We start from the raw sequence: 26,904 nt of genomic DNA, 5'->3' as shown, positions 1-26,904 counted from the left end.
ATCCTTCTGCCGGCTAGCTGATTGGGGTGCGCTTTAGATCAGCCCTATAATCGAAAGCGCTTAACCAAAACGTCAAGCTCCTGGCCTAAACGTGCCAGCTCGATACTTGACGCAGCTGTCTCATCACTAGCGCCAGCGGTTTGTTCAGAGATATCACGCACGTTCAGCACGCTACGGTTGATCTCTTCAGCCACTGCGCTCTGCTGTTCAGCGGCTGAGGCAATCTGCTGATTCATCAACTGGATTGTAGACACCGTGCGGGTGATATTTTCCAGAGATGTTCCGGCACGACGAGTTAATTCAACGCTGCTATCAGTCAATATACGACTGCTCTCCATAACGGCAGACACCTCTCGAGTGCCGCTTTGCAAGCTGGAGATCAGCTTTTCAATTTCTTCGGTGGATTGCTGGGTACGCTGCGCCAGGCTACGAACTTCATCGGCAACTACCGCAAAACCTCGTCCGGCTTCACCCGCTCGAGCTGCCTCAATGGCCGCATTGAGAGCGAGTAGGTTGGTTTGTTGTGCGACCGCCTTAATAACATCGAGCACACCGCCGATTTTGTTACTTTCCTCTCTGAGATTGCTCATAGCCACGGTGGAGTTGCCGACTTCGATAGCTAGGCGTTCGATTTGAGCCACGGCCTCGCCAACAACTTTGTCACCTTCGCGGGCCTGCTGATCTGCGGCGGCCGCGGCGTCAGAGGCCTCTTCAGCATTACGCGCTACCTCTTGCACGGTGGAGGTCATTTCGTTCATGGCAGTAGCAACTTGATCGGTTTCCACTCTTTGACTGTTCACACCAGCACTGGTCTGCTCGGTGACGGCTGACAACTCTTCGGCAGCGCTAGAAATTTGGATGACGCTAGCGCCGATACCGCCAATCAGCTCGCGCAAGCTGGTGGTCATCTGTTGCAGGCTTCTCTGCAATTGCCCTACCTCATCGCGGCGATTGACCTCCAGATCCTGACTCAAATCGCCGGAGGCAATACGATCGACGTCCTTGAGGACATGCTGCAACGGTGTAACGATTTGCCGGGTAATTATCCAGGCCGCGACGGCACCGAGCAGCAACGCCAGCGCCGCGATGCTAGCAAGCAAGGTTTTAGCAAAAGACGAATCGGCATCGCGCTTGGCGGATTGCGACGCTATCAACTGCTGGGTGGTATTGAGCAGGATATCGCCTTGCACACCCATTCGGGCGAACACCGGAGCCAGATCGGCTCCCGCCTGGCTTAAGGCGCCTTGGGCATCGCGGTACACCTTGACCGCGGCTATCTGCTGGTCTATCAGCACCGCATCGCTGGGCACGGTCAGTTGGACACGAGCAGTGTTCAAATACCCAGCCAGTTCGTCGAGCGTCTGGAGGATCATCCGGGCACTGTCCCCCTTAGGGTTGAGCTCCATCTGCAAGCGATGAATTCGCAGGTCCTTGGTCATCTCGCTGACACGAGCGATGCCCTGTACTTTGACGCCGCGCTCAGCCAGAACATTGATTGCTGTCCAGCCGGTGAGAGCAAGGAGAAAAGTCAACGCCAATACCAGGCCGAATCCAAGACCGAGTTTGGTACCTACGCGGATATTGCTAATCCAACCAAACATTTAATACTCCAAGATGCAGATTACGTTTACCGAGTGGATAAACTACTGCTGTTTATCGACGACTCTTGGTTACGCTTGAGCTACTTTGCTCACACTTCGTCGGAATGTGAGACAGGCATGAGACGAAACCGGCGCCGGGTGAGCATCCAAGGCATATCCCGTGCGGTGTCCGTCAAACAGGCACCTCTTGGCGTCTCACACCCGTGACAGACGGCACACCTGGCGTACAGACGGCCACACTGCATCCGAGCAGCGCCCCCCGCCCAAAACATTGAACCAGCCTTGACGAAATTTTTGACAGGTCTTGACGGATTGCGAGACGACCATGCGCCAGCGCCTGGCTGGACGCCTTGATCTGTAAGGGCTGGCGAGGAATTATCGGGGTGGCAGTGAGCACGGCCTGTCAAATATTCTCGGGAGGCCCGTCAAGGGAGATTTATCAGCGGGCTGGCCAGGGAATCCCTGAGCGCGGAAATAATCAGTTGCGGTAGTCTCGCCATGCCCTGCTAGCAACGTTACCCAACCGACGGTTAACGTTAAAGCCCTGACAGCAGGCTGTAGCAGGCGACAGGACGCCCCAAGCAAACTACCGGGATCACGGTAGTTATCGAACGCCTGTTCAGCGACTGTTGAGCACGACCACATCTGCGAGGGCCACCCCATGTCCCTTATCGACTGCGACTACCTGCCCGCCGACAAGGGGGTGTTTCCGCCCGAGCTGGCGCTGCTGATTATCAGGAAGGCCGCCGCTATGGCCGAAGCATTCGAGAGCCAGGCACTCGACCAGCTCACCAAGGATGCCAGGCGTGCGCTTACCCGAGTGCCACGGCATCGAGTGCGCGACACAAAACGATAATTCGCAAAACGTGTCGCGACACCCGACCTACCGAAATGGGAGGCCAGGTTACATGTCTGAAATTCCGGGTAAGCAAAAGTAAGCAAAACCGGGTGGGTTTCTACTGAAACCGGACGGCGCCGGTACCGACTCCCCATTTTTGATGAGACGGTCAGTCAGTCCGCCCATACGATCCGACTCAGATAGACCGATCTGTCTCACCGAGACCAAAACGGCTCACTCGCTGAATGAGCACAACAAAGCCGCCAATGGGCCAGGACTTTTGCTACAGACAATAGAGTTCCATCTCTTCTTCAGGAACTTCGTCCGTAACAATTACTCGCGCATGCGCGCTGTGCTCATCTTCCACGCGTAACCCGAAGTAGCGGGTATCATTGGCGTCCCAAAACGCTTCTATCTGCGCCATGGGGGCATGTTCAAGCAGCACCTCGGCACTGTGCTCCAAGATGATCGAGTAGCGACGTTCGGTTTTCATTACAAGGGGCTCACAACGGCGGAGTGAAGGCGGAACGGCATAATCATCGAGGCCATTATGCCGCGTCGTTAGTTTTCAACCGCCGCCGCTCATCGTTTCGGTGAGATTTGTAGGTTGGTAATCATCAACGACAGAACTACATTGGTGGCAATCTTGTCATGTGGCAGCTATCCAGCTGCAAGGACCAGCACGGATGAACGAAGACCAGCACCGACGCCGTATGGCTTTATGGTTCGGATCATTCCCTGTGATTGCAGCCTTTGCACTTCTGATCCTGGTGCTGCTGCTGAGTGACCGCACAGCCCTGGTAATACCGCAAATCACTGATGGCTCAAATGCGGTCCATCAAGCGGATCAAACCTCCAAAGTGATGAGCCAGGCAATCGATCCAATTCCGGCTGAATCTCAATAGGGTGAACGAGCCGTTCATCCGACCGCTCAAATCTGAACGGCCACCCGGCAAGCTCCACCCCAAAAAGCTTGAAAAAGGGGCACCACTGAAAAAAGTGAGTGGATTTGTGCGTAGAAAAACAATCAGAAAACCTGGATGCTTTTAAACACTTAGCCTGTAGCCATTGGTTCGATTCCGTCTCTGGCACCAAATACCGAAAACCCTGAATCGCAAGATTCAGGGTTTTTTTATGCCTGCGATTTGATGAGACCCGGTTTTCGCTGTTCGATTCGCGAGACCTTTACCTCTGGCTATTCATCACTATTCCAGTGAAAAACCAGATTGCGAGCAGTGCTGCTTCCGACATCCGTTGTGTCATGTCGCGCCTCACCATTACGGGTCGCAGTAACGGTGTACTTGCCGGGTGGAAGCTGAACATAAACCAGCGGGCCAGCCTGACTCAGCGTCAGCACTGTTTGCCCCGGTGCTTTCTGAATGACCAGATCTACGTCGGGAACGTATTTATTCTCCGGCCCGATCGAGAAGGTCATGTGCAGGTTGTATCCAGTGGTTTGCTGGATGGCCTTCGACTCATCCTCGCCGATACCGCCGGACAAGTAAGTAATCCCGTTTTGCTCTTGCCTCTGGACTTGCACGCCCGAACTATCGATGGGCTCAAGGCTGGCGGCCGGCGATAGGGCCGGGAACATCGACAAGCCGATGGCGACGACGGGCAATATGAGTGAATGGACGTACTTCATGATCAAGACTCCCGGGGTCCACAGAACCCCATCGTTACTCCCGTTAGATTTCTCGCTGAATGCTCTGGTTTTAGATTGATTAGTACTTGGGTTCACTGCGAATCGGACTACACGCTGTATTCCTCAAGCGCGGATGGCCATCGGTGTGATCCTGCAAAACCAATTGAATTTTCCTTCCGTTTTACCAGCCGCGCCCGGCATCGCCGACCGTCCGCCCCCTGCAATCCTCTTCTGCCTGTTGATCCAGCCGCGGAAGACCTTATGAGCGCCCTCAAACCCGTTAACACTCAGGACCCACAACTCGACTCACTGCTTGGCAATCTTGGCGAACTGATCCGCCAGGCACGCCTGAAGGTGCTGACAGCGGAGTTCGGGAAGGGCATGAAGGAAGCCGCTACGAACATCCATGCGATGAACGACAGTCCCAGAGAGTTCATCCGGGACCCCGTGATGCTGGAATTTCTCGGTTTGCCAAATACAGGAGTTGTCTTGGAGACAAACTATTCGCCAGCAAGTACAAGCTGGTGTTACCGAGCGAAGAGGAATTGCGCGCAGAACTGGATCGCGAACGGTCGGCAATTGAAGAGCGATTGCTCGATCAGCTACCCCTGTAAGCACGGATGGATTGTCCGCAAGCAGCCCGAAGACTATTGTTGGCAGCTACCCGCAAAGGTCAAAAACCGATGAATTTGCAGGACATGCATTCACTGGCGCCCACTCAGATCGAGTTACCGCTGCCCACCTCCACTGCCGGCGAACCGTTCAAGGAGCCCGCCGCAGATGGCTACATCCTTGGTGGCTTCAGCTGGCGGCACGCGTCTCAGGACACCGCTCGCCCGGTGGTCATCATCAACGCCGCCACCTCCGTCCGTTGCCGACACTACTCACGTTTCGCCGATTACCTGTTCGCCAACGGCTTTGACGTGATCACCTATGACTACCGTGGCATCGGTGAGTCACGGCCCGCATCGCTAAAAGGGTTACAGGCCACGTGGAGCGATTGGGGCGCACTGGATTTCGAAGCGATGCTCAAGCGCGCTCAGCGTGAGTTTCCCGGACAACCCATTGACGTAGTCGGCCACAGCTTTGGAGGCTGTGCGGCGGGGCTGGGAGCCTCTGGGCATCTGATCCGGCATCTGGTGACCGTAGGCGCGCAATTCGCGTACTGGCGCGACTACGAGCCCGCCCATCGCTGGCGGATGTTCGGCAAGTGGCACTTGGTGATGCCGCTGGTGACGATGATTTACGGCTACTTTCCCGGCAAACGCCTCGGCTGGCTGGAAGACACGCCCGCCGGAGTGGTCCGTGACTGGAGCACGCCCACCGCCCGCTACGAGAAACGCCCCAGCGGTCGCCTTATTCACGCGAAAACCGGTCAACTACCCTTCGCCGCCGTTACCGCAAAATCCCTGGCCATCAGCATCAGCGACGATCCCTACGGCACGATTGCGGCCATCGAACGGCTGCTCGGTTACTTCTCCGGCGCCACGAACAACCACCTGCGAATCGATCCGCAAGACATCGGCGAAGAAGAAGTCGGACATTTCGCCTTTTTTCGTAGCCCATACCAAGCCACACTATGGCCCATTGCATTGTCCTGGCTGCAAACCGGCGAACTGGCCCCTGATACCCCGGGGCGGCTAGTGCCACGCAGCTGATCGACCTGCCCTCTCAACGAAATACGGAACGACGCCCATGGCATCCGCGAACAAACAGCAAAAACGCGCCACCCGCGCCAAAGCGAAGGCCAAGCAGAACCGCACCCAACGGGCCGCCGCACCGGTCGAGCTGGACCCGAACGACGATCGCATCGACTTTGAATCGGTGGACCTGACTGAACTGTTCAAAGAAATGATCGACGCGCAAAAGATCAGCCAACAAGCTATGTGCATGGCCTTTCTCGAACACCCGCTGCTCGCACTGGTGCTGGAGCAAGAGGGCGAAGAAACAGCGACAGACTTCATCCTCGCGGCACTGATCGAATACCGCCAATGGTCCACCGAGGTCGACGAAGCCGCCGCCCTGGCGTGGATCGAATCACCGGCCTTCCAGGCTGATTATGTGGCGGCGTCCGACGCCATTGCGGCCCAAACCCAACAGAAAACCAACTGAGTTCCCATGGCATCCCTGAACAAGCAACAGAAACGCGCCAAACGCGCCAAGATCAAAGCCAGGCAAATCAATATCCACGGCAGAAAACCCGCCGCGCTGGACGATGACCTGGGCGAAATCGGCGAACCAATCCCGGAATACACTCTGGCGATGTTCAGCAAAATGCATGACGCGGAAGCCACCAGCCGCAACGACATGCTGCAAACCCTGCTGTCGAACCTCGCCGAAATCATCAGCGACCATCCAGAACTGCTGGACATGGAAAACGCCGACAACGAAGCCATGGCCGCCACCCACCTGGCCGCCGACATGTTGATCGACTATCGCATGTGGGCCGACGGCATGGACCGCGAGGCCGCCCAGGCCTGGCTGACCGATCCGCAGTTCATCACCGATTTCGGCGATGCACTGGACAGCTATCGTCAGTCGCTGGATGCACAAGAAGAAAAGGGCGAGTAATCACTCTCTCTCCCTTCAGAACAAAAACGGCCGCTTGTCATCACTGACAGCGGCCGTTTTGCGTCACGCGGTACGGATCAGCTCAACACTACCGCGCCAAGCTTCTGCAGCTTGCGGCGGCGAGCCACAAACAGACCGGCAGCCACCACCAATACGCTCAACAGGCCGGTCGCGAGGATCTCCACGCGATGGGCTTCCTGGAACAGCATGATCGTCAAGATGCCACCGATGAACACAATCACCGCATAGGTCAGACCAGGGAAAAGCCACATCCGGAAGGCAATCTTCTCACCGGCAGCCATACGCTTCTGGCGCATGCGCAGCTGGGAAACCGCGATGACCAGATACACCAGCAACGCGATGGCACCCGAGCTGGCCAACAGGAACTCAAACACGGCGGCCGGGGCCACGTAGTTGGCGAATACGGCCAGGAATGCAGCAGCAGTGGACAGCATCACCGCCCAGTACGGCGTGCCGCTGCCGTTGGTGCGTTTGGACACGGCCGGTGCATCACCGCGCTTACCGAGGGAAAACAGCATGCGCGAAGCGGTGTAGAGCGCCGAGTTCAGGCAGCTGGTTACAGCAACCAGAACCACGATATCGACGATCAGCTTGGCGTTCGGGATGCCCATGCGCTCAAGCACGGTCTGGTAGGAACCGACAGCGGCCAGTACCGGGTCATTCCATGGCACCAGCGCCACGACGATAAAGATCGACACGAGGTAGAACAAGCCGATCCGCCAGATCACCGAATTGGTGGCCTTGGAGATTTGCTGGCCCGGGTTCTTCGATTCAGCGGCCGCGATGGTCACGATCTCGGTCCCCATGAACGAGAACATGGTGGTCAGCATTGCAGCGAGTACAGCGCCCATGCCGTTGGGCAGGAAGCCTTGAGTGTCGAACAGATGTGAAACGCCGCTGACCTGGCTGGTCGGCAAGACGCCGAAAATCGCCAGAACACCGAGGGCAATGAAACCGATGATCGCCACGACTTTGATCAGGGCGAACCAGAATTCGAACTCACCATAGTTCTTCACGCTGAACAGGTTGGTTACTGTCAGCAGCAAAGTGATGACCAAAGTGAAGGCCCAGATCGCCACATTCGGGAACCAGGCATGCAGGATCGTCGCGGCGGCGTTGGCCTCCAGCGGGATGACCAGCACCCAGAACCACCAGTACAACCAACCGATGGTGAAACCGGCCCAGTGTCCGATGGCGCGATCGGCGTACGTCGAGAAGGAGCCGGTGTCCGGCGAAGAGACGGCCATTTCACCGAGCATGCGCATCACCAATACCACCAGGGTACCGGCAGCAGCGTAGGCCAACAGCACAGCCGGGCCAGCTGCAGCAATAGCGTGGCCGGAGCCGACGAACAGGCCGGCACCGATAACCCCGGCGATCGACAGCATAGTCACATGACGCGGTTTGAGCCCCTGTTCGAGGCCATTGGAGCTTGGGTTACTGCTCATTGAAACTACCTTTGTAAGGAAAAGCGAATGCGTGCGTCCCGTCTGGCGTTCCTTCTCGTAAAAAGAAACCAACGGGGCGTTCCGTATTCTGCACGCAATAATTGCGCCAAAATGTTACAAACTCTTCAACTCCGGGGCCCTCAGCCGGACCGGACGGATATCGCAAGTCATTGAGATTAATGGCAATTCGCCAGAGCGTTACCCTGCGACCCACTTCAAGGACGAAACGGCGCACCAGAAACACACCCAAAAATACATCGACGCACAATAAAAGCGCGGATCAGGAACGTTTGGCCGGTTAGCGCTTCCAACACCCCGCCAAAGCTGGCAACATCGCGCCCTTTTTTGGGACAAGCCCCGCCCTTTTTATCGACAGGCCGGGTTCAAACGGCTGTTCGGTTGATAGCAGCGCGACAGTCTGCTGTACCGATGCGACAACCTGCCACACGCCACCCGTTTACCGCCCGTAGCGCTGTTGGCTGCCATTCAGACGCTATGCTAGCTTGGCCGCCTCGCCAGGAAGGCCGCCAACAGCAGGAGCGAAACACTATGAGGAACGCACATGGCTGAGGCCACGCCCGCGCTTGAAATCCGCAACTTGCACAAACGCTACGGTTCGCTTGAGGTGCTCAAAGGCATCTCGCTGACCGCCCGCGACGGCGATGTGATCTCGATCCTGGGTTCCTCCGGTTCCGGCAAGTCCACGTTCCTTCGTTGCATCAACCTGCTGGAAAACCCGCACCAGGGCCAGATCCTGGTGGCCGGCGAAGAGCTCAAACTCAAAGCCGCCAAAAACGGCGAACTGGTCGCTGCCGACGGTAAGCAGATCAACCGCCTGCGCAGCGAGATCGGTTTTGTATTTCAAAACTTTAATCTGTGGCCGCACATGAGCGTGCTCGACAACATCATCGAGGCCCCGCGCCGCGTGCTCGGCCAGAGCAAAGCCGAAGCCATCGAAGTCGCCGAAGCCCTGCTGGCCAAGGTCGGCATCGCCGATAAGCGCCACGCCTACCCGGCACAACTCTCCGGCGGCCAGCAACAACGCGCGGCCATCGCCCGAACCCTGGCGATGCAGCCCAAGGTGATCCTGTTCGACGAACCCACCTCCGCCCTTGACCCGGAAATGGTCCAGGAAGTACTTAATGTCATCCGCGCATTGGCCGAAGAAGGCCGCACCATGCTGCTGGTGACCCATGAAATGGGTTTTGCCCGTCAGGTTTCCAGCGAAGTGGTGTTCCTCCACCAGGGCCTGGTAGAAGAGCAAGGATCGCCACAGCAGGTGTTCGAAAACCCGCTTTCGGCGCGCTGCAAACAATTCATGTCCAGCAACCGCTAACGGAGCTACCCGCATGCAGAACTACAAAAAAATCTTCCTGGCTGCCGCCGCCACCCTGGCCTTCAGCGCCGGTGCCGCCGCCGAAACCTTGAAGATGGGCATCGAAGCGGCCTACCCGCCGTTCAACAACAAAGATGCCAGTGGCAATGTCGTCGGCTTCGACAAAGAAATCGGCGACGCCCTGTGCGCCAAGATGAAAGTCGACTGCACCGTCGTTACCTCCGACTGGGACGGCATCATCCCGGCGCTGAACGCCAAGAAGTTCGACTTCCTGATCTCCTCGATGTCGATCACCGATGAGCGTAAGCAAGCGGTGGACTTCACCGATCCGTACTACTCCAACAAGCTGCAATTCATCGCGCCGAAAGACAAAGAGTTCAAAACCGACAAGACCTCCCTGCAGGGCAAAGTGATCGGCGCACAGCGTGCGACCCTCGCCGGCACCTGGATGGAAGACAACATGCCCGACGTTGAAGTCAAACTCTACGACACCCAGGAAAACGCCTACCTCGACCTGACCTCCGGTCGTCTGGACGGCATCCTGGCGGACAAGTACGTCAACTACGAGTGGCTGAAAAGCGACGCCGGCCGGTCCTACGAATTCAAAGGCGACCCGGTGGAAGAGAGCGACAAGATCGGTATCGCTGTGCGTAAAGGCGACACCCTGCGCGCGAAGCTGAACCTCGCTTTGAAAGAAATCGTCGAGGATGGCACTTACAAAAAGATCAACGACAAGTACTTCCCGTTCAGCATCTATTGATCCTGACCTGCCAGACTGGCGCCGCTCTCTGACGGCGCCAGTCCCTGGCATAGCCTGCCGCGATTTGAAAAGAAATCCATGACTATCGATCTCTACGGATTCGGCCCGGCGCTCGCCGCTGGCGCGCTGATGACTGTGAAACTGGCACTCTCGGCCTTGTGCCTGGGGCTGGTGCTCGGTCTGCTCGGCGCCTTGGCCAAGACTTCCCCGTACAAGCCGCTGCAATGGCTCGGCGGCACTTATTCGACACTGGTTCGCGGCATCCCGGAATTGCTCTGGGTGCTGTTGATCTACTTCGGCACGGTCAACCTGATGCGTGCCCTGGGTGAGTTTTTCGGCAACCCCGACCTGGAACTGAACGCCTTCGCCGCCGGCGTGATTGCGCTCGGGCTGTGCTTCGGCGCCTACGCCACGGAAGTATTTCGTGGCGCGATTCTGGCGATCCCCAAAGGTCACCGTGAAGCTGGCGTGGCGTTGGGACTGTCGAAGTTCCGCATCTTCACCAAACTGATCATGCCGCAAATGTGGCGTATCGCCCTGCCCGGCCTGGGCAATCTGTTCATGATCCTGATGAAAGACACCGCGCTGGTGTCAGTCATCGGCCTGGAAGAAATCATGCGCCACGCGCAAATCGGCGTGACCGTGTCCAAGCAGCCGTTCACCTTCTATATGGTGGCCGCGTTCATGTACCTGGGCCTGACGGTTCTCGCCATGACCGGTATGTACTTCATGGAAAAACGCGCCGCTCGCGGCTTCGCGAGGAGCACTCAATGAACTGGGAAGTCATCATCAAGTGGCTGCCGAAACTGGCTCAGGGCGCGACACTGACTCTGGAACTGGTGGCCATCGCCGTGATCGCGGGCTTGCTACTGGCAATTCCGCTGGGCATCGCGCGCTCGTCGCGACTCTGGTACGTGCGGGCATTCCCCTACGGCTACATCTTCTTTTTCCGTGGCACACCGCTGCTGGTTCAGCTGTTCCTGGTCTACTACGGCCTGGCGCAGTTCGACGCAATCCGTAACAGCTCGATGTGGCCGTACCTGCGTAATCCATTCTGGTGCGCCACCGCGACCATGACCCTGCACACCGCGGCCTACATCGCCGAGATCCTGCGCGGTGCGATCCAGGCGATTCCAAAGGGTGAAATCGAAGCCGCGCGGGCCTTGGGCATGTCCCGGGCCAAAGCGATGTTCTACATCATCCTGCCCCGTGCAGCGCGCATCGGCCTGCCGGCCTACAGCAACGAAGTCATCCTGATGCTCAAGGCCAGCGCCCTGGCGAGCACCGTGACCTTGCTGGAACTGACCGGCATGGCCCGCACCATCATTGCCCGAACCTACCTGCCCGTGGAGATCTTCTTCGCCGCGGGCATGTTCTATCTGCTGATGGCCTACGTGCTGGTTCGCGGCTTCAAGCTGCTGGAGCGCTGGTTGCGCGTCGATGCCTGCCAAGGGCGTTGATGCCCACGTGTTGACGGGCGAGGACTTACTCGCCCGCTTCACGGCGCTGGATGCTTTTCTGATCGAGCATCAGGCGCTGTGGAAGCCCCGTCCGTTTACTCATCTGCAGCTTCCTTGGGAAGCGTCCTACCCCAAGTTGTCTGTATGGCTACGCGGCAGGTCGTTGGAGGATGCGGAAAATGCTCATAACCAACCTGCTCTTCTGGAGGCGCCGGAGCCCTTTGCTTCACTGGCGGCGTTTTCCCTTGAGCTGAGCGCTGTAGGTGAGTTGCCGGCTCATGCACTTGAAGCAGCTGGCCACCGGCTGAATGTCGATGTGCCGGGACGCAAGTGGCAGCAGATTGAGGCGTTCGCCAGTCGGCTGGAATTTTCTGACGCGCCGAAGCATTGGCTGGATTGGTGTTCGGGCAAGGGCCATTTGGGGCGCCGATTGTTGCAAACCGGGCAACAGCTGACCTGCCTGGAATACGACCCGGCGCTGGTCGTCAGCGGTCAGACACTCAGCCAGCGTCATCAATTGCATGCGCTTCACATCGAGCAAGACGTGCTCGCGCCGGGTGCTGCCACTTTATTGAAGGCAGACCACACGCCGGTAGCGCTGCACGCCTGCGGTGATCTGCATGTGCGGCTAATGCAACTCGCTAGTGCCACCGGTTGCAAGCAGCTGGCCATCGCTCCTTGCTGCTACAACCGGATCAGTGTGAGCGAGTACCAGACACTTTCATCTGTGGGCATGCGATCCGACCTACAACTGTCGCTCGAAGATCTCTCGTTGCCGATGAACGAAACCGTCACTGCCGGCGCTCGCGTCCGACGCCAGCGCGACACCTCCATGGCCCGGCGCCTGGGTTTCGACCTGCTGCAACGGCAACTGCGCGGTGTTGACGAATACCTGCCAACCCCTTCGCTACCTAGCGCCTGGCTGGATAGATCCTTTGCTGATTACTGCCATCACTTGGCCGTGTTCAAGGAGTTATCCACAGTCGGACCGCAAGACTGGTCAGCGCTCGAAGCTACGGGTTGGCAGCGACTGGCCGAAGTGCGCAATCTGGAACTGGTGCGCGGACTTTTCCGACGCCCATTGGAGCTTTGGCTGGTACTCGATCGAGCCCTTTTCCTCTACGAGCAAGGGTATGCGGTTCGCCTCGGAACCTTCTGCGAAAGCGCACTCACCCCACGTAACTTCCTGATCCTCGCTGAGCGCCCTTAATGCGCCTCAACCTGTGGATAACTCTGGGGATGAAATTATCGTGGATCCAATATATGCGGGTGTTTCGGGGCCGAAACACAACTGTTCAATTTTCGTACAGATGTAAAAAAATCGGAAAAACAGGCATTTGCGATCAAATGAGAACCGCTCCGCAAATTTGACTCTAAGCAGATGCAGAACAGATCCCGTTGTGCATAAGCATTCAGCCAAAACAACATAAACGACCTGCGAAACCTCAACTATCTTTGCCAAACGCCAGATTTCCCTGGCGCTCAAACAGCAAGGAGCTGGGAAAACATGAGCACATTGAACAGTGCGCAGGAAGCCGTCGATACCGTCGCCAACCAAGCCATTGATGCTGCGCTGCAGCAAACTTTCGCCGTGGGTGGCGCCATCATCAACAACGCAACAGGCGAGGTCATCGCCGCGCTGCACAACAACGTGCTGATGCCTTTCCCCGGCAGTGGCACCACGTACTTTCTACCTCATGACCCAACCGCCCACGGCGAGCGGCAACTGGTGGACTGGTACTTCGAAAACGCCGCGCCATTGAACCTGCCACCGCCCAATCAGTTGACCGTCGTCACCACGCTGGACCCGTGCGCCATGTGCGCCGGTTCGCTGCTGACTGCAGGGTTTAACGTCGCCGTCAGTGCGATCGATGACTACGCAGGCATCAACTACAACAGCCAGTTCACCTTTCCATCGCTGCCGCCGCAGATCCGCCAACAGGCGCAAGACACTTGGGGTTATTACGCGATCGCGGCGCCGGTCAGCCGGGCTTATCAAGGTTCGACCAGTCCGGTGTTTGGTGGACAGACCATCGACTCAGCGGCTTACTTCCTCACCAGCTCGATCTTCTCCGCCAGCGTCAACACCGTGCGCGAGGCCAGCAACAACAGCGGTCTGCCGCCGGATCAACTGCAAAACCCGGCAAACCTCCCGGCCACCAGCAAAGTCCGTCAGGCACTGACCGCGCTCAGCCCGTTTGCGCTGACCGTGCAATCGTCCAACCCGCGTGACCCCGGCGCAGAACTCGCGCCACCACTGTTACAAACAGCACAGCACAGCCCGGTGTTCAACTCGGTGGCCCTCATCGATCCGTTCGGCAACTTGCTGGTGTGCCTGGGCGGCGCCGAGAACCAGTCGCCCATTCGTACAGCGTTCATGGAAACCACCCGCAACTACGCGGTCCTGCGCTGGACCCTGATGAACGACCCCGACCCCGTCGTGCGTGCCGAGGCCGGTCAATACCTGACTCATCCAAAATACGGCACCTTCGTCTTCCTCTACGCCCCCGACCCCACCACCCCACAGGCCGTGATGACCTTCGGCGCGTACGGCTCGACCATGGAAGGCCCCGTGCCGCAAAGCTACCCGTCCAACCTGCAATACGTGCTGCTGCCGGGCAACACCACCGCCCAAGCGCTATCGACACTGGCCCAGAACCTGCCGCCGTTCTACACCCAAAGCGTGCAAGTAGCGCCCGCGCAGGTGCTGAGCCAGGACCTGATCAACGCGGTTAAAAACGGCGTGTAACGCTTTAAAGCAATCGCACTGGCCAGCCCCGCAGAAGCGTCCGCGAGGCCGGCCTGACGCCTGCGCAAAAATAGTCTGAATTCAGGGGTTTACAGAACCAACCCAATCGCTATAATCGTCGCCCTAACACGCCGGTATAGCTCAGTTGGTAGAGCAACTGACTTGTAATCAGTAGGTCCCGGGTTCGACTCCTGGTGCCGGCACCATACAAGGTTCCAGAGAAGGCTTTCAAAATCTCTGGAACTCCCGAAAAACCCGCCTTCTGGCGGGTTTTTTCGTTTTGGCGTTCCATCGGTTTCCGTCAGAAACTGGTGGATTCCAACCGTTTTAGGGGTAGTGTTAGGGGTAAGGTAATTCGATAAAAGGGGAGTACCCTTATGTCGCGCACCACTGCTCCACTCTCCGATTCGGCTTGCCGCTCAGCCAAGCCCACCGACCGCGATTACAAGCTTTTCGACGGCGACGGCCTCTACCTTCTAGTCCAATCCAATGGCCGTAAAGGCTGGCGTCTCAGGTATGTAAAACCTGATGGCCGCGAAGGACTGACCTCGTTCGGCAGCTACCCCGTGGTCGGCCTCGCCGATGCTCGAAACAAGCGCCTGGAGGTCAAGCGGATGCTGGCGAAAGGCATCGACCCCATAGAGGCCAAACACCAAGCCAAGACGCAGGCCGCAATCAAAGGCCGAACCTTTGAAAGCGCCGCACTGGACTGGCACAAAGCGATGTCTGCCAAATGGGCTCCGGGCCATGCCAAGACCGTCCTGAGCCGCCTCAAAACCCATGTTTTCCCGCTGATCGGCGCTCGCTCTATTGTCGATCTGGACACCCATGATCTGATGCAACCTCTGGAAGCGATCCAGAAGCGCGGCACGATTGACGTCGCTTTAAGGGTACAAAACTACCTGCAAAGCATCATGCGCGAGGCAAAACGTTCTCGGCACATTACGGCAAACCCTGCCTACGACCTTGAAGGCTTGATCAAAGCCCCGAGAGTGATTCATCGCCCCGCTCTACCCTTATCGCGTCTGCCTGAATTGCAGGAGCGTATCAACACCTACAAAGGCCGCACACTTACCCGACTGACAGTCATGCTTTCGCTGCATGTGTTCGTGCGCTCCAGCGAACTACGCTTCGCCCGCTGGAGCGAGTTCGACCTAAAGCGCGGCACCTGGGAGATACCGGACACTCGACCCGCGTTGGACGGAGTACCCTTTTCCACAAGGGGTACGAAGATGGCCGGGGACATCCACCTTGTACCCTTATCGCCGCAAGCCGTGACCCTGCTTGAACAGATCCGCACCCTCACCGGCGAATTCGACCTGGTATTTGCAGGCGATGCCAACCCGTCGAAACCGATGTCTGAAAACACGGTGAACAGCGCGCTTCGAAATATGGGTTACGACACCAAAACCGAAATCTGTGGCCATGGCTTCCGCTCGATGGCATGTAGCGCACTGATTGAGTCAGGACTGTGGTCCGAGACCGCCATTGAAAGGCAGATGAGCCACAAAGAACGCAACAACGTCCGCGCCGCTTACATCCACAAGGCCGAATTCATTGAGGAGCGCAGATTGATCATGAACTGGTGGAGCCGGTACCTGGAGACGAATCGACAGGAGCATGTCACCCCCCACGAATTCGCCAACCAGACCGGACCAAACGTCACTCGCTTAAAAGCAAAACGTGGCGCAAATGAGTAAGCGCTCGGTCTTTATATCTCAGTGATCCCGCTTGTCCACGCGGGTCCATCCAAACAGGGCTGCAAAGCCGCCCTTGCTTGGATGGACCTCACTTAAAAAATCTAAAGCCCACGCAACTATCTGTGGAAAACCACTGATTTCCACCGATGGATAATTTCATCCACAGCCTCAGAACTCCCGAAAATTCGAGCCTTGACTCGAATTATCCACAGGCGTAGAAAAGATCGGGCAAAGCGCTGTCGTTGACAGCAACCCAGGTAGCCAGAGCCTTTAAGGCTACGCCACATCTGTGGTGGTTCTCCCAAAGTGCGATTAGCGTCCGGCGGCTCGCACGGTCACAGCGATGTGATGGATGTCTACTTTTACCAGTGTGCCCACTGCGGCAACTCATCCCTTTCATAGCTGCCCTGCAGCAACCTATCCGCTTGGCCATTTCCTTGCGCCAACCTGCGCCCGTCTCTTTCTTCTGGAAAGAGACGGGCGCTCGTACCGCTACTGCAGCCCAACTCGTACAAGGCTTTGCGGCATTCCCCCTCGTGACAATCGGCGTGACAAACACCGAAGTCACCAGCAACAGCGATGCAGATGATGGTGCCGCAGCCCAAGGAATTGACTGCACCTGACTGACAGTCAGGCATGCCCCGGTCATCGCATCATTGCTTTTACCTAACTCAGGATCTCGCGGCGTTGGTCTCGTCAGCCAGCGCAGCCTCCACCCGCCCACGTCTTCGGAAGTGTTCAGGAGGCCAGATCATGAGATGCCCAAGCTCCCGGTCGTAAAGAGCCGCCAGTCCCACGTTAGAGGACAACCCTCACAGGTCGCAGGGGCCTTGATCCCAGATAACACTAAACATTCTTTGGCGGGATGACGTGGGGAAAGGTTTTAAGGGTTTAGCTTCGAGAGGAGTTTGATCATGGCATTGGTAGGCAAAAGGGATGGACGGAATTTTGGCTATGGCCGCCAACTGAGTTATGCCGGGCCACAGGCGTTGAAAGACCTGTTTGGCGGCGGGCATTACGGCACGGTCAAGGCGCACAGTGACCGTTGGCGGGCGTTTGCATGCTGGTGTCGATCAGACGCTGGACCTGGGTTTAATGATGCGCGGCAGATTGATCGACAGACCTTGCGCGACTATGCCCAACATTTACGGCAGCAGGTCGAGCGCGGCGAGCTAGCCATAGCGACGGCGCAAAATCGGCTATCCACAGTCAACCGCACCCTGGCCGCGCTTCGCGGTGATCAGGCAGTGAAAACGCCAAGCCCGAGCAAGGCGCTGGGCTTACAGCGGATGGCAGTTCGCACGTCCGCGCCACAAGGTCAAAATCGTGAGCGGGTTGAAGACATCATCAAGACCCTCGGCGAGCATCAGATGCCGCGTGCTACGGCCATTGTCAAACTGGCGAGAGCGACCGGGATGCGCTTGCGCGAAGCAATCCTGGCAGACCTAGTGCGCTTGAAACGAGAAGCGGAACAACTTGGCAGGATCAATATTCAGGAAGGCACCAAAGGAGGTCGTTCGGGAGCAACAGCACCTCGCTGGATAGTCACCAGTTATCATGTTTGCGAAGCATTGGGCTACGCCGAATATGTCTCACCCGTTGGTAGTCGTAATCTGCTGGCGCCTGGCGAAAGCTACCGGGATTTTCAACGGGCAGTCGTCCGGCCCGTGCGGGACATTCTGCATGCACATAATCTCAGAGGCTTCCACGAATTACGGGCGGCCTATGCGTGTGAGCGCTATGAGCAAATCACACAATATCTTGCGCCCGTTAATGGCGGTCATTACTTTCAGCTAGACCCACGTTTAGATCGTCAGGCTCGTATGCAAATCAGTTATGAGTTGGGTCACGGACGTATCGACATAACATCGACGTACATCGGTGGACGGGCATGACCATAGCGTTCGATATGGAGCTGTTTTTGGCAGGCGGAGTGGGTCACATGCCACGCGCTTCCGCCATATTCGGCAAGCCAAGGCCATCCAGGCCGCTATTACCGATCGCTGGCATCGAGATAGTCCGTGGACGTGGCAGCAGAAGCATCTTGTATGGTTTTTAAATCACCGCCTGAATGGGCATGCGCAATCAACCCGCTATTATTTTGTGCTGACTATGCGGTTGCTCACGAAGCGGCTGGGAAGATCGTGGCAGTTCGGCCTCTAGGCAATACCGAGCGAAGCAAGGGGAAGCACTTCGTTCCGTTCAGCGGCGCGCTACTTCCCGTCACCACTTGGTGCGAGGACGTTGCCGCATGTGTCTATCGAAACACCGTGGCCTGGCCCCGTTTTTATAATAAATTTTGAGGGATTGATAAATATGAGTCGCAGAAAAGCATAACTTCATGGCCACTTGAATGCGCGGACGACAAATCCGACTCCGTATAGCCTGCCGCATCAAGCTCCTGATGAACCCTGCGGATAACAACCCCGCCGATGAATAATTCCATCATATTTCTCAGTTGTTTTGACTAGCAAAAACTATAGTTATCAATTGGCACTACTCTCGCAACATGCGCTGGAGAGTCTGCATATGCAATAGCAACATTTAAATCTGAAGTCACAAATACTGACTGGCTCCGGTAGAAAACACCGAAATTTTTCATGAGCCACTCGTCTGCAGAAGCATGAATTTCCGGTGATAAATCCCTAGGACGTCGGTCTTTGCGCGTTACATGCACTTGGCGCAGACTCATATCCGAGTGATGCACCGAACGTTGCTCCGTTGTCCGCTGCTTGAGGGCTTTGTTAAACGCCTGGATCACCGATTCGGTGTGCAAGCCTTCATGGACATGGTGCCCTACGATTTTTCGGGAGTACGCATCGGTGATCAAACTCAGATAGGCCACACCCGTTTGCGTCGGTAAGTAGGTGATGTCCGCATCCCATACTTGCTCTGGCGCCTTGGCGACTACCTGAGTCGGCCCATCTTTGAGCAGGTTTGGATGCCGGCGGAAGCGATGATGGCTGTCTGTCGTTCTGTGATAGGCCCGTCTGCGGGGAACCAGTTCGCGCCGATCTCGCAAGATATCGAATAAACGGTCTCGACCCACCTTTACAGACACTTCTGGCTCAGTGCGGATTAGATTGTGACGTTTTCGGGTGCCAAGGCGCGGCTGCCTAAGTCGCTTTTCCCTCACGAATCCCATCACGTCCTGGGCATGACGGGCCCGGGCATCACACGCCCGGTTGCGCTTGTAATAAGCCTGACGGGAAATCCCCATGAACTGGCAATCCCGACTGATGCTCAGGTCTTGGATCTGCCCTTGGGAGAGGACTTGCCGGATCGCTTTTTTACGACAGAAACACCGAAGTTGTTCTTCAAAAAATCAACGACTGCTTCGAAAAACTGAGCTTTCTGGTTGGCTTGAGCAAGCCTTTCTTCAAGCTCTTTGATTCGCTGTTCGGGTGTCAGCGGTTTACCGGGCTCATCCATGGAACGGGGTCTCTTGGAGTGAATGGACGCGCCTTGACTCCAGTCCTCCCGACCATGCCTGCGTAACCAGTTCAGTACGGTGGTTTTACCCTGAATGCCATAGCGCTCTTGAGCCTCTTTATAACTTGGGTAATTGCACGGACTTGCCCACCCATTTGCATTCGACCTGACCAGTCATTTGCATCGGATTTGACCAGCACGATTAGTGGAAATGACTGGCGGAGAACGACCCAGGCTGTGTGAAAACGTTTTAGAGCACGTTTGATAGTCAGGATGGGGCCGAAAATCGCGGTCCTATGCAACTTTTCGGTCTGCTGGTTAACCAAACGCTGGCAGATTTTATGTAGCGACGCAGACTTCAAAACGGCGCATGCGTTTTCACACAGCCTGGAGCCAAAGCGGCCTGTTATGGCAGACAAAAATCGGTCGAGACGGAACTAGGGCTGCGCCTGTAATCTACGGGAATTTCACTCAACTGCTGCTGGCGTACGGTTGTCTACATATCGGCCGGCTAACATGATCAAAACCAGAAAGGATCTCACATGAACTTCGGCGTGATTGCTACAACCGTTTTTTCCTTGGCCGTCCTCAATGGAGCCTACGCGGAAAACGACAAAAATAGAGTATTGGTTGAGGCTCGATGGTATACAGAGGCGTATGTAAAACAGAGTCTCGCCAACAGCAATTCACGTTTATTGGCCTCAACTTTTCACCCGATGGTTACCTATGTTTTCGCTGCGGATGCCCCTGGATTTCGACCAGAAGGTGCAAATTTGCTAAAGAAAGAAGTTTCAACTCTTCAAGGAGACTTTGTGCGGTGGCCCCCCAGGAAGGATGGCAAAACGCTCAAGACGCAGGTGGATGAGATGTGTGTGAGTCTGATTGCCCGGGGACTCAATTCTTTGTACCAACAAACAAGGCAAAGGTCGTTCGCAACGATACCGAGGGATCTTGTGATTGCCAAGATTGAGACGGGAGAGCTGGTTTCTGCGCCGTTGGACCTAGGTCGAACCAAGAGCCGGAATGGAGGGGATATTAAGGTAATTCCTCTTCGGGGAGAGGGAAAAATGCGCTGTAATATCTATAAAACAACGAGAGGTGGCGATGTAATGTACGACATTTCCGTAGTGTTTATTGCAACGGCTGCTTACCAGAGAAGCAACCAAACAGGCAAGCCGTTCGATAGTAATCATCAGCGCAATCAATGAAACAACCTGAGCAGAGTGTCCGCGGGAGGACGAAGCAGGATTTCGTGAAAGGCAGCTGAGGCCGCTTTGCAGCGTGCTTTTCCTCAGCGAGGGTAGCGAAGCTGGAGAACGCAACCATTGCTGACTGGCCACTTTTGGCCGTTCTCTGCCGATCATGGTTACAACGCGTGTTGGTCAAATCCGATGCAATCGCTGGTCAGAACGAATGCAAGTGACTGGTCAGGTCGAATGCAAACGGGTGGTCAAGTGGAGCGCAATTTCGCATAACTCAACTCGCCTTTTTCGACCTGAGCGACGACCGACAATTTAAAGGTCAGCGTGTAATCACGCTGACTGCGCCTTTCTCGCGTACTCATTACTCCCTCCTGAGAATGGGTCAGAAGGTGTAAACCTTATTCAGGACGGGACACAGCTTAGATATAAAGATGTGCACCAGCGCGTCATGGGCGGCGACATCGGAGCAGACAGCGAACAGGGGAGAGTGCCCGGTCTGGCAATTGCCGAAGACGGTGTAGGCAGTTTCTATGGGTTTTTCTAGCGGTGGGTCGAGGACGATTTTCTTCATGTCGAGATTCCATAAGTGGAGCTGACACATTCATCCATTACCACACGAATGGGTGGCAGCTGCACGCGGAGTGGTAAACCGGGGGAATCCCGAACCCGGTAGGCTCGAAAGCCTCCCGCGCACAACTGCCATAGGCCGCATGGGATTGAACCACTCCGGGTTACCACACCCGATCGCTAAGATGTCGGCGACGCGCAGCAGCCTAGAGTCAAGATTTCCCAGGGACGATCAGATGGGCATCGACAGATCGAGTAGGGTATTTCCCAAGACGTCTAAACGGCCAGTAATTTCAGGCATACGACAAAAAATCTGGCACTCATCGCCCCTTGGCCTACGTACAGCAGGTGCACTGCGCATACGTTGCTTCAGTTACAGCCCGACGAGCTTGAAACCTCCTGGCTGGCTTCCTGTAGTGCGCTAGCCACGGCGGCGGCATCATTGGCGGTGTAGACCCGCCCGCCGGTATTTTCTGCGGCGCAATTGGAGCCGGTGCTGACGCTGATGTTGACTACGTTGATTCGCAGTCGTGGTTGTGTCTGGGCAATCTGTTGCGACACTTCACACACGCTCCGTCCGCAACTGTCGCGTCCGTCGACGAACATGACGATCACGCCGTCGCGATCGTGACCGTTCATCTGCCTGGCAGCCTCTTCAAGACTAATGCCCAGCCCGGTACCGCCGGACGGTCGCAGGTGGTTGATCCGCTCGATCAGGTCATTGCGCTGAGACGGATCAAATACGCCATGGTTCACGGGAGTTCGGCAACCATCGAAGGTGACCAGGCGCATGTTGATGCCCTTGTCCAGATCGCCAATCACGCTACCAAGGGCGGTTTTAGCGACATCCATGCGTGTCACTCGCTGACGCTTGTCAGAAGGCAGAAACTCTTCCAGAAACGGCACTTTGCTTAGCAGGCTGATGTACCACTGTTCGTCTTCACGCTTGACCCGGATCCGCGTATCCATCGAACCGGACGTGTCGAGTACAACGGCAAACTCCGACGGCTGGAAAGCCTGGCCTGGTGTACAGGCGGTTGGCGCCGTTGCCGTTTGCCAGTATTGACGTAGCGTGGGCCAGTAGAGGTACAGCCAATACAGCAGAGCCAGCAGCAACAACGCCAGCAACCACGGCCAGAGCACCACACGCCGACGGCGCGCTACCGGGCGCGCAGTGATCGGTTTTGGGGCTGGCGCGGGAATGGCGACAACGGGTTCAGGTGTTTTGGACGACACGGGGGCGGGCTTGGGGGCCGGAGCCGGAGCGGGTTGCCCCCAGCGAATGACCAGTGGCTCGCCATTAACGCTGTACAGGTTGTTCAGGTCCGGTGGGCCTACCAGCGAGTTAAGCGCTGCAGCGGAGCCAGCCTGACCGCGCCTAGCGAGCTCCTGGGCAAGCTGTGCCACGGCGGCCTGACGTTCTTCATAGAGCTGCAGCAGGGTTGCCTGTTGCTGACGATCAAGGCTGGTATACAGGTGCGGTTGGCCTGCCAGTTCCGACCACCACTCCAGTACCCCGTCACGGCCCTGACGCCGTATGGCATACAAGTGGGCGATACTGGGCGGGAAGTGCTGACGAATTACTGCCACCGTCTCCTCAAGCGTTGCGGCTGCCTCCTTGCTGGCCTGTGTATCGCGAACTACTCGCTGCATGTTTGTGCTTCTCTAATTGCAGTTGGCATTGGCGGATACATCCTGACTGGCCTGCTCAAGCGCTACGGCCAACTGCGACGCATTGTTCGCCGAATAGACCTGGCCACCGGTGCTGTCGGCGATGCAGTCCGCCAGGCTGTTGTTACTGATGTTGATCAGGTTGACCTTCAATCGCGGCTGCTCTTGGGCGATGCGCTGTGCCACCTCGCAAACATTGCGTCCGCAGCCGTCGGCACCGTCGACGAACATCACGATCACGCCATCTCGGTCACGGCCGTTCATGGTACTGGCGGCGGTTTCCAGGCTGGCGCTCAGTGCTGTGCCATCGTCGGCAACCAGGCCCTGAATGCCCTGGATCAATGCCGGTCGCTGGGCCAGGTTGAACTCCCCGTGGTCGACCGGTGCGCGGCATCCGTCGAACGTCACGATGCGCATATCGATGGCGGGGTGCAGGTCGTTGACCATTTGCGTCAGGGAGTGTTTGGCCACTTCCATACGCAGCGGGCCGTGAGTGATTTTGGCCATGCGCACAGGGTCTGCGGTCGGGTTTTTCTGGTTCTCGAAGAACCACTGCTCGTCCTCCAGCGTGGCATCGACACTCAGCTGCATTGAGCCGGAAGTATCGAGCACCACGGACAGTTCTGGTGGTTGCATCTTTGGGTCCTTGCTGCAGGCAAAGGGCTTTGCAGGTTCAGTGTCGAACCAACGCTGCAGGTAAGGCCAGCCAAACCACAGTGCTGCCAGAAGTGCCAGTAACGCCAGCAGCGGCAACAGGAGCCACGGCAACCAGATCCATCGGCGGCGAACCTTGGCTACTGGTAGCGGTCCAGCCAACTGACGGCCTCCATACGTTTACCGCAGTCACGACAGCCAACACGCCTGAGCAACACGCTGAGGCGCACCGCACGGCCGAGAATCGGTAAATCGCGCACGGTTCGCTCGCAATACTCATGCGTGGTTGAACAGGGTTTTTGGCAGCCGCTACAGGAAGGGAATCGGGTGGTGTGGGGAATCAGGTCGATCTGAAGCGCGTCGCCATCAGGCTTGATCGTGACGACAGAAAAGCCCTCCCAAAAAGGAAGGAAAGTATTAATATCGCGCATAAGAACGCCGGTTTGTTAGATGTGTTTGCTCGCACGAACATCATCAATCAAATCGGCGTTCTTGTTTCTGTGTTTCCCGGGATTCCGTGAAGAACCATAAAAAAGGCGGCGAGCTTGGTCCAGGGGATCAAGTTCACGCGGTCGTACAGATCCACGTGACCCGCGCCGGGAACCCAGGCCAGTTCCTTAGGTTCGGCGGCGCGTTGGTAGGCGTCCTCGCTGAACTCTCTGGAGTGCGCCTGATCGCCGGATATGAACAGCAGCGGACGCGGGGAAATCGTTTCGATATCGTTGAATGGATAGAAATTCACGAACCTGACTTCACTGGTCAAGGCGCGGTTTTGCGTCAGTTCCAACGTACTGCCATGAGGGATATAGATGCCGCGTGGCGTGCGATAGAAGTCCCAAAACTCGCGAGTTACCGGGTCGGTTTCCTTGCCAGGCTGCGCAGGCAGATAGTTCAGAAATTGCAATGTTCCGGTAGAGAACTCGTCATAGCGTTGCTCGGCGGCTTTGGCGAGCATGGCCTGGCGTTGCTCGACAGTCACGGAGTGCCTCAGACCATGACGCGTGACGGCGCCCATGTCGTACATGCTGACGGTGGCCACGGCTTTCAAACGCAGATCCATCTTGGCCGCACTGATGGCAAAGCCACCGCTGCCACAGATACCCAGTACGCCGATACGGTTGCGATCGATAAAGTCCCGCGTGCCAAGGTAGTCAACGGCGGCACTGAATGCGTCAGCATACATTTCGGGGGCAACCTGGTTACGAGGCAGGCCCTCACTCTCTCCCCAGAAAGGCAAGTCAATCGCCAGCGTGATGAAGCCTTGTTCCGCCAGCTTTTGTGCATAGAGCATGGAGCTTTGCTCTTTGACTGCTCCCATGGGATGACCGACGATAATTGCAGGCGCTTTAGCGTTTCTAGCCAGATTTTTGGGCGTTACAAGATTGCCCACAATTTGAAGATTGTATGAGTTCTTGAAGGTCACCTTTTGCACGGTGACCTTGTCGCTTTTGTAAAAATTGTCGGCGCCTTCCGGCGGGCTGACAGCGCTTTTCGAGTCAGCTGCTAAGGCAGAACCGCCTGCGACTGAAAGGACGCCCAGAGCCGCAATGCTGACGCCGGTGGCCTTTACGAATGCGCGCCGATCAAGCCCTGGAGAGTCCAAGGCTTCTGTAGCTTCAAGAAGAGTTATAGGTGTCTCGCTCATCATCAGTACTCCGTTCCAGATAGGTGACAGAGCTTGACGGATTAGAGATATCTTGATTAGTAGGCGTAATCTTCATGTAGTTTTGAGAAAAACTCAGTAATGGCCAATACCAAAGTCAACGATCTCCAAGCTTTTCTGGCGGTGGCGCGAGATCAAAGCTTTACGAAAGCCGCCGCCAAACTGGGCATTACTCCTTCTGCGCTGAGTCATACGATCCGGGCACTTGAACAAAGACTGGGGATACGACTGCTGGCCCGCACGACACGCAATGTGTCGCCCACAGAGGCGGGAGAAAGATTGATGCGCTCGATCGCTCCGCTTTTTGATCAGATCACCGCCGAGCTTGAAGCGCTGGGCGAGCTGCGGGACAAGCCCAGTGGCACGATTCGTATTTCCTGTACTGATGATCAGATTGAGTTGTGCATTCGGCCGATGCTTGCAAGCTTCCTGAAGAGCTACCCGGATATCACACTGGAGTTCTACGTCGACTATGGATTCACCAACGTGGTCGAGGAGCGATTTGATGCTGGCATTCGCATGGGCGAATCGATCAGCAAAGACATGATCGCCGTTCGCATAGGGCCGGATTGGCGGTTGGCTGTGGTGGGCTCTCCAGAATATTTCGAACGCAACCCGGCACCAACAACCCCCCATGAGTTGACCGGGCATGACTGCGTGAATATCCGACACAGACCATCAGGGGCGATCTACGCATGGGAATTTGAAAGGAATGGTCAGGCTTTTACCGTCAAGGCAGATGGGCAACTTGTTTTCAACAGCATCATGCATGTACTCAATGCCGCCGTTGATGGCGTTGGCTTGGCCTACGTACCAGAGGAATTGGTAGCACCATATCTGGCCGACGGCCGACTCAAAGAAGTCTTGGCCGACTGGTGCCCTGAGTTTCAGGGTTACCATTTGTATTACCCCAACAGACACCAGGAGTCTCCCGCCTTTTCTGCATTGGTGGAGGCGCTGAAATATAGAAGCTGAGCCTTCTACATTCGACGCGCGGCAACGTCTGCTATGGGTCCAGGCTGTGTGAAAACGTCAGCATCGATAGGGACGGGGCGTCTCTACGTGAAGTCCGTAGATTCGGAATCATCTTCGCTGCTCTGGAAGTCAGTTCTTACGACATTGGTTAAAGGATTTCTTGAGTTCATCGGTATCATTACTCTCACCCCTCTCAGATCAGGCCATGCCATGAACCATAAACCTATGGAATCCTGCCCCCGCTGTGGATCCGTCCAACACGTCAGACCAAAGGGAATTCTGATAGGGGCAGCAAGCCCAAAAAAACGCTTCAATGGGGAAGAAAAAGCAGGCTATCAACGCTTGGATCAGCTAGCAGTTGATGAATGCAAGCCTGCTCTTCTGAAAGCAGCGCCGCTGGAGCAGCTGGTTGATGGGTTTTATTGCGATCATTGCGGGGTGGGTTTTGTAACAAGCGAGATTGTACAAGGTGTCGACCGATCATCGCTCTAGAGACGATGGCGGGGGTTGTTTAGATCGAAACGGCTTTTCATGACAGCTAGCAGTCGACCAGACCGGGTGAAAACGCCAGTGTTTGTCTAATCTTTTGATCGTCTAGATCGTATCGGGGG

25 protein-coding genes, 1 tRNA gene and 2 pseudogenes are annotated in these 26,904 nt (G+C 56.5%); 18 read left to right on the top strand and 10 right to left on the bottom strand.

All coding sequences use genetic code 11. From position 1 onward, the window contains the following. Positions 1–44 precede the first annotated feature (44 nt). Complete coding sequence (locus tag FQ185_RS06150) at positions 45–1,601, bottom strand: methyl-accepting chemotaxis protein (RefSeq protein WP_149416727.1); 1,557 nt, start codon at positions 1,599–1,601, stop codon at positions 45–47. A 661-nt stretch (positions 1,602–2,262) separates the two neighbouring features. On the opposite strand from FQ185_RS06150, the gene FQ185_RS06145 reads away from it, so the two are divergent. Further along, positions 2,263–2,457, top strand: a complete 195-nt coding sequence (locus FQ185_RS06145; RefSeq protein WP_149416726.1) for a hypothetical protein — start codon at positions 2,263–2,265, stop codon at positions 2,455–2,457. Between the two features lie 265 nt (positions 2,458–2,722). Here FQ185_RS06145 and FQ185_RS06140 read toward each other — a convergent pair whose 3' ends face one another. Continuing rightward, positions 2,723–2,932, bottom strand: coding sequence for a hypothetical protein (locus FQ185_RS06140; RefSeq protein WP_149416725.1), 210 nt, complete (start codon positions 2,930–2,932; stop codon positions 2,723–2,725). Between the two features lie 193 nt (positions 2,933–3,125). On the opposite strand from FQ185_RS06140, the gene FQ185_RS06135 reads away from it, so the two are divergent. After that, positions 3,126–3,344, top strand: coding sequence for a hypothetical protein (locus FQ185_RS06135; protein ID WP_149416724.1), 219 nt, complete (start codon positions 3,126–3,128; stop codon positions 3,342–3,344). Positions 3,345–3,634: 290 nt separating this feature from the next. Here FQ185_RS06135 and FQ185_RS06130 read toward each other — a convergent pair whose 3' ends face one another. Further along, entirely contained in the window at positions 3,635–4,084 is a 450-nt protein-coding gene (locus FQ185_RS06130; RefSeq protein ID WP_149416723.1) for a carboxypeptidase regulatory-like domain-containing protein, read from the bottom strand. Positions 4,085–4,581: 497 nt separating this feature from the next. On the opposite strand from FQ185_RS06130, the pseudogene FQ185_RS30960 reads away from it, so the two are divergent. From FQ185_RS30960 to FQ185_RS06110, 4 genes and pseudogenes are all read left to right on the top strand, one after another. After that, positions 4,582–4,698 (top strand): annotated as a pseudogene (locus FQ185_RS30960) (DUF1016 domain-containing protein); the annotation flags it as partial. Positions 4,699–4,767: 69 nt separating this feature from the next. Further along, a complete protein-coding gene (locus tag FQ185_RS06120; protein WP_149416722.1) occupies positions 4,768–5,742 on the top strand; it encodes an alpha/beta fold hydrolase in 975 nt (324 codons plus the stop codon). A gap of 37 nt (positions 5,743–5,779) precedes the next feature. After that, positions 5,780–6,196 (top strand): hypothetical protein, encoded by a 417-nt coding sequence (locus FQ185_RS06115; protein WP_149416721.1) that lies wholly within the window; start codon positions 5,780–5,782, stop codon positions 6,194–6,196. Between the two features lie 6 nt (positions 6,197–6,202). After that, positions 6,203–6,655, top strand: coding sequence for a hypothetical protein (locus FQ185_RS06110; RefSeq protein WP_149416720.1), 453 nt, complete (start codon positions 6,203–6,205; stop codon positions 6,653–6,655). A 77-nt stretch (positions 6,656–6,732) separates the two neighbouring features. Here FQ185_RS06110 and gabP read toward each other — a convergent pair whose 3' ends face one another. Beyond that, positions 6,733–8,124: a GABA permease gene (gabP, locus tag FQ185_RS06105; RefSeq protein WP_149416719.1), complete on the bottom strand. Its 1,392-nt coding sequence runs from the start codon at positions 8,122–8,124 to the stop codon at positions 6,733–6,735. Between the two features lie 562 nt (positions 8,125–8,686). On the opposite strand from gabP, the gene FQ185_RS06100 reads away from it, so the two are divergent. The 9 genes from FQ185_RS06100 to FQ185_RS06055 all read left to right on the top strand — a co-directional run bounded on the left by FQ185_RS06100 (position 8,687) and on the right by FQ185_RS06055 (position 18,024). Beyond that, complete coding sequence (locus FQ185_RS06100) at positions 8,687–9,460, top strand: ABC transporter ATP-binding protein (RefSeq protein ID WP_007972784.1); 774 nt, start codon at positions 8,687–8,689, stop codon at positions 9,458–9,460. 13 nt (positions 9,461–9,473) lie between these two features. Then, positions 9,474–10,220 (top strand): ABC transporter substrate-binding protein, encoded by a 747-nt coding sequence (locus FQ185_RS06095; protein WP_149416718.1) that lies wholly within the window; start codon positions 9,474–9,476, stop codon positions 10,218–10,220. A 78-nt stretch (positions 10,221–10,298) separates the two neighbouring features. Further along, the gene (locus FQ185_RS06090) at positions 10,299–10,994 is read left to right on the top strand and encodes an ABC transporter permease (protein ID WP_149416717.1); all 696 of its coding nucleotides are present in this window, start codon (positions 10,299–10,301) and stop codon (positions 10,992–10,994) included. Further along, the gene (locus FQ185_RS06085; protein WP_149416716.1) at positions 10,991–11,680 is read left to right on the top strand and encodes an ABC transporter permease; all 690 of its coding nucleotides are present in this window, start codon (positions 10,991–10,993) and stop codon (positions 11,678–11,680) included. The genes FQ185_RS06090 and FQ185_RS06085 overlap by 4 nt, the downstream gene beginning before the upstream one ends. Next, positions 11,661–12,890, top strand: a complete 1,230-nt coding sequence (locus FQ185_RS06080) for a methyltransferase (RefSeq protein ID WP_149416715.1) — start codon at positions 11,661–11,663, stop codon at positions 12,888–12,890. The genes FQ185_RS06085 and FQ185_RS06080 overlap by 20 nt, the downstream gene beginning before the upstream one ends. 297 nt (positions 12,891–13,187) lie before the next feature. Continuing rightward, positions 13,188–14,429, top strand: coding sequence for a nucleoside deaminase (locus tag FQ185_RS06075; RefSeq protein WP_149416714.1), 1,242 nt, complete (start codon positions 13,188–13,190; stop codon positions 14,427–14,429). Between the two features lie 130 nt (positions 14,430–14,559). Further along, a tRNA-Thr gene (locus tag FQ185_RS06070) sits at positions 14,560–14,635 on the top strand. Between the two features lie 171 nt (positions 14,636–14,806). Next, positions 14,807–16,129, top strand: a complete 1,323-nt coding sequence (locus tag FQ185_RS06065; protein WP_149416713.1) for an integrase arm-type DNA-binding domain-containing protein — start codon at positions 14,807–14,809, stop codon at positions 16,127–16,129. 914 nt (positions 16,130–17,043) lie between these two features. Continuing rightward, positions 17,044–18,024, top strand: a complete 981-nt coding sequence (locus FQ185_RS06055; protein ID WP_149416712.1) for an integrase domain-containing protein — start codon at positions 17,044–17,046, stop codon at positions 18,022–18,024. Positions 18,025–18,809: 785 nt separating this feature from the next. Here the strand turns inward: FQ185_RS06055 and FQ185_RS06045 are convergent. Then, positions 18,810–19,687: pseudogene (locus FQ185_RS06045) on the bottom strand (IS3 family transposase); the annotation flags it as partial. A 416-nt stretch (positions 19,688–20,103) separates the two neighbouring features. Between FQ185_RS06045 and FQ185_RS06040 the strand changes: the two are divergent. Then, the gene (locus FQ185_RS06040; RefSeq protein WP_149416711.1) at positions 20,104–20,769 is read left to right on the top strand and encodes a hypothetical protein; all 666 of its coding nucleotides are present in this window, start codon (positions 20,104–20,106) and stop codon (positions 20,767–20,769) included. Between the two features lie 376 nt (positions 20,770–21,145). Here FQ185_RS06040 and FQ185_RS06035 read toward each other — a convergent pair whose 3' ends face one another. The 5 genes from FQ185_RS06035 to FQ185_RS06015 all read right to left on the bottom strand — a co-directional run bounded on the left by FQ185_RS06035 (position 21,146) and on the right by FQ185_RS06015 (position 25,303). Then, the gene (locus FQ185_RS06035) at positions 21,146–21,334 is read right to left on the bottom strand and encodes a hypothetical protein (RefSeq protein WP_149416710.1); all 189 of its coding nucleotides are present in this window, start codon (positions 21,332–21,334) and stop codon (positions 21,146–21,148) included. A gap of 365 nt (positions 21,335–21,699) precedes the next feature. Next, on the bottom strand, positions 21,700–22,983 hold the full coding sequence (locus tag FQ185_RS06030) for a VWA domain-containing protein (protein WP_149416709.1): 1,284 nt from the start codon (positions 22,981–22,983) through the stop codon (positions 21,700–21,702). Between the two features lie 12 nt (positions 22,984–22,995). Further along, positions 22,996–23,817 carry a VWA domain-containing protein gene (locus FQ185_RS06025; RefSeq protein ID WP_149416708.1) on the bottom strand — a complete coding sequence of 274 codons (822 nt, stop codon included), beginning with the start codon at positions 23,815–23,817 and terminating at the stop codon, positions 22,996–22,998. Then, positions 23,796–24,086, bottom strand: coding sequence for a transposase family protein (locus tag FQ185_RS06020; protein WP_256730377.1), 291 nt, complete (start codon positions 24,084–24,086; stop codon positions 23,796–23,798). Before FQ185_RS06020 ends, FQ185_RS06025 begins: the two co-directional genes overlap by 22 nt. A 47-nt stretch (positions 24,087–24,133) precedes the next feature. Beyond that, complete coding sequence (locus tag FQ185_RS06015) at positions 24,134–25,303, bottom strand: alpha/beta hydrolase (protein ID WP_218575882.1); 1,170 nt, start codon at positions 25,301–25,303, stop codon at positions 24,134–24,136. Positions 25,304–25,399: 96 nt separating this feature from the next. Here FQ185_RS06015 and FQ185_RS06010 point away from each other — a divergent pair, with 96 nt between their 5' ends. Together FQ185_RS06010 and FQ185_RS06005 are read left to right on the top strand one after the other, a co-directional pair. Then, positions 25,400–26,293 (top strand): LysR family transcriptional regulator, encoded by an 894-nt coding sequence (locus FQ185_RS06010; protein WP_149416707.1) that lies wholly within the window; start codon positions 25,400–25,402, stop codon positions 26,291–26,293. A gap of 87 nt (positions 26,294–26,380) precedes the next feature. Beyond that, positions 26,381–26,785 (top strand): hypothetical protein, encoded by a 405-nt coding sequence (locus FQ185_RS06005; RefSeq protein WP_149416706.1) that lies wholly within the window; start codon positions 26,381–26,383, stop codon positions 26,783–26,785. The last annotated feature ends 119 nt before the right edge of the window (positions 26,786–26,904 follow it).

Origin of the sequence: Pseudomonas sp. ANT_H12B (assembly GCF_008369325.1) — a bacterium.
Lineage (GTDB): Bacteria > Pseudomonadota > Gammaproteobacteria > Pseudomonadales > Pseudomonadaceae > Aquipseudomonas.
The sequence above is the reverse complement of the archived record's forward strand: the minus strand, read 5'-3'. Positions and strand labels throughout refer to the sequence as shown.

Bases quoted from the DNA above. Each gene is read 5' to 3' on its own strand.
- FQ185_RS06150 (WP_149416727.1), bottom strand. From the start codon at position 1,601: ATGTTTGGTTGGATTAGCAATATCCGCGTAGGTACCAAACTCGGTCTT.
- FQ185_RS06145 (WP_149416726.1), top strand. From the start codon at position 2,263: ATGTCCCTTATCGACTGCGACTACCTGCCCGCCGACAAGGGGGTGTTT.
- FQ185_RS06140 (WP_149416725.1), bottom strand. From the start codon at position 2,932: ATGAAAACCGAACGTCGCTACTCGATCATCTTGGAGCACAGTGCCGAG.
- FQ185_RS06135 (WP_149416724.1), top strand. From the start codon at position 3,126: ATGAACGAAGACCAGCACCGACGCCGTATGGCTTTATGGTTCGGATCA.
- FQ185_RS06130 (WP_149416723.1), bottom strand. From the start codon at position 4,084: ATGAAGTACGTCCATTCACTCATATTGCCCGTCGTCGCCATCGGCTTG.
- FQ185_RS06120 (WP_149416722.1), top strand. From the start codon at position 4,768: ATGAATTTGCAGGACATGCATTCACTGGCGCCCACTCAGATCGAGTTA.
- FQ185_RS06115 (WP_149416721.1), top strand. From the start codon at position 5,780: ATGGCATCCGCGAACAAACAGCAAAAACGCGCCACCCGCGCCAAAGCG.
- FQ185_RS06110 (WP_149416720.1), top strand. From the start codon at position 6,203: ATGGCATCCCTGAACAAGCAACAGAAACGCGCCAAACGCGCCAAGATC.
- gabP (WP_149416719.1), bottom strand. From the start codon at position 8,124: ATGAGCAGTAACCCAAGCTCCAATGGCCTCGAACAGGGGCTCAAACCG.
- FQ185_RS06100 (WP_007972784.1), top strand. From the start codon at position 8,687: ATGGCTGAGGCCACGCCCGCGCTTGAAATCCGCAACTTGCACAAACGC.
- FQ185_RS06095 (WP_149416718.1), top strand. From the start codon at position 9,474: ATGCAGAACTACAAAAAAATCTTCCTGGCTGCCGCCGCCACCCTGGCC.
- FQ185_RS06090 (WP_149416717.1), top strand. From the start codon at position 10,299: ATGACTATCGATCTCTACGGATTCGGCCCGGCGCTCGCCGCTGGCGCG.
- FQ185_RS06085 (WP_149416716.1), top strand. From the start codon at position 10,991: ATGAACTGGGAAGTCATCATCAAGTGGCTGCCGAAACTGGCTCAGGGC.
- FQ185_RS06080 (WP_149416715.1), top strand. From the start codon at position 11,661: ATGCCTGCCAAGGGCGTTGATGCCCACGTGTTGACGGGCGAGGACTTA.
- FQ185_RS06075 (WP_149416714.1), top strand. From the start codon at position 13,188: ATGAGCACATTGAACAGTGCGCAGGAAGCCGTCGATACCGTCGCCAAC.
- FQ185_RS06065 (WP_149416713.1), top strand. From the start codon at position 14,807: ATGTCGCGCACCACTGCTCCACTCTCCGATTCGGCTTGCCGCTCAGCC.
- FQ185_RS06055 (WP_149416712.1), top strand. From the start codon at position 17,044: ATGGCATTGGTAGGCAAAAGGGATGGACGGAATTTTGGCTATGGCCGC.
- FQ185_RS06040 (WP_149416711.1), top strand. From the start codon at position 20,104: ATGAACTTCGGCGTGATTGCTACAACCGTTTTTTCCTTGGCCGTCCTC.
- FQ185_RS06035 (WP_149416710.1), bottom strand. From the start codon at position 21,334: ATGAAGAAAATCGTCCTCGACCCACCGCTAGAAAAACCCATAGAAACT.
- FQ185_RS06030 (WP_149416709.1), bottom strand. From the start codon at position 22,983: ATGCAGCGAGTAGTTCGCGATACACAGGCCAGCAAGGAGGCAGCCGCA.
- FQ185_RS06020 (WP_256730377.1), bottom strand. From the start codon at position 24,086: ATGCGCGATATTAATACTTTCCTTCCTTTTTGGGAGGGCTTTTCTGTC.
- FQ185_RS06015 (WP_218575882.1), bottom strand. From the start codon at position 25,303: ATGATGAGCGAGACACCTATAACTCTTCTTGAAGCTACAGAAGCCTTG.
- FQ185_RS06010 (WP_149416707.1), top strand. From the start codon at position 25,400: ATGGCCAATACCAAAGTCAACGATCTCCAAGCTTTTCTGGCGGTGGCG.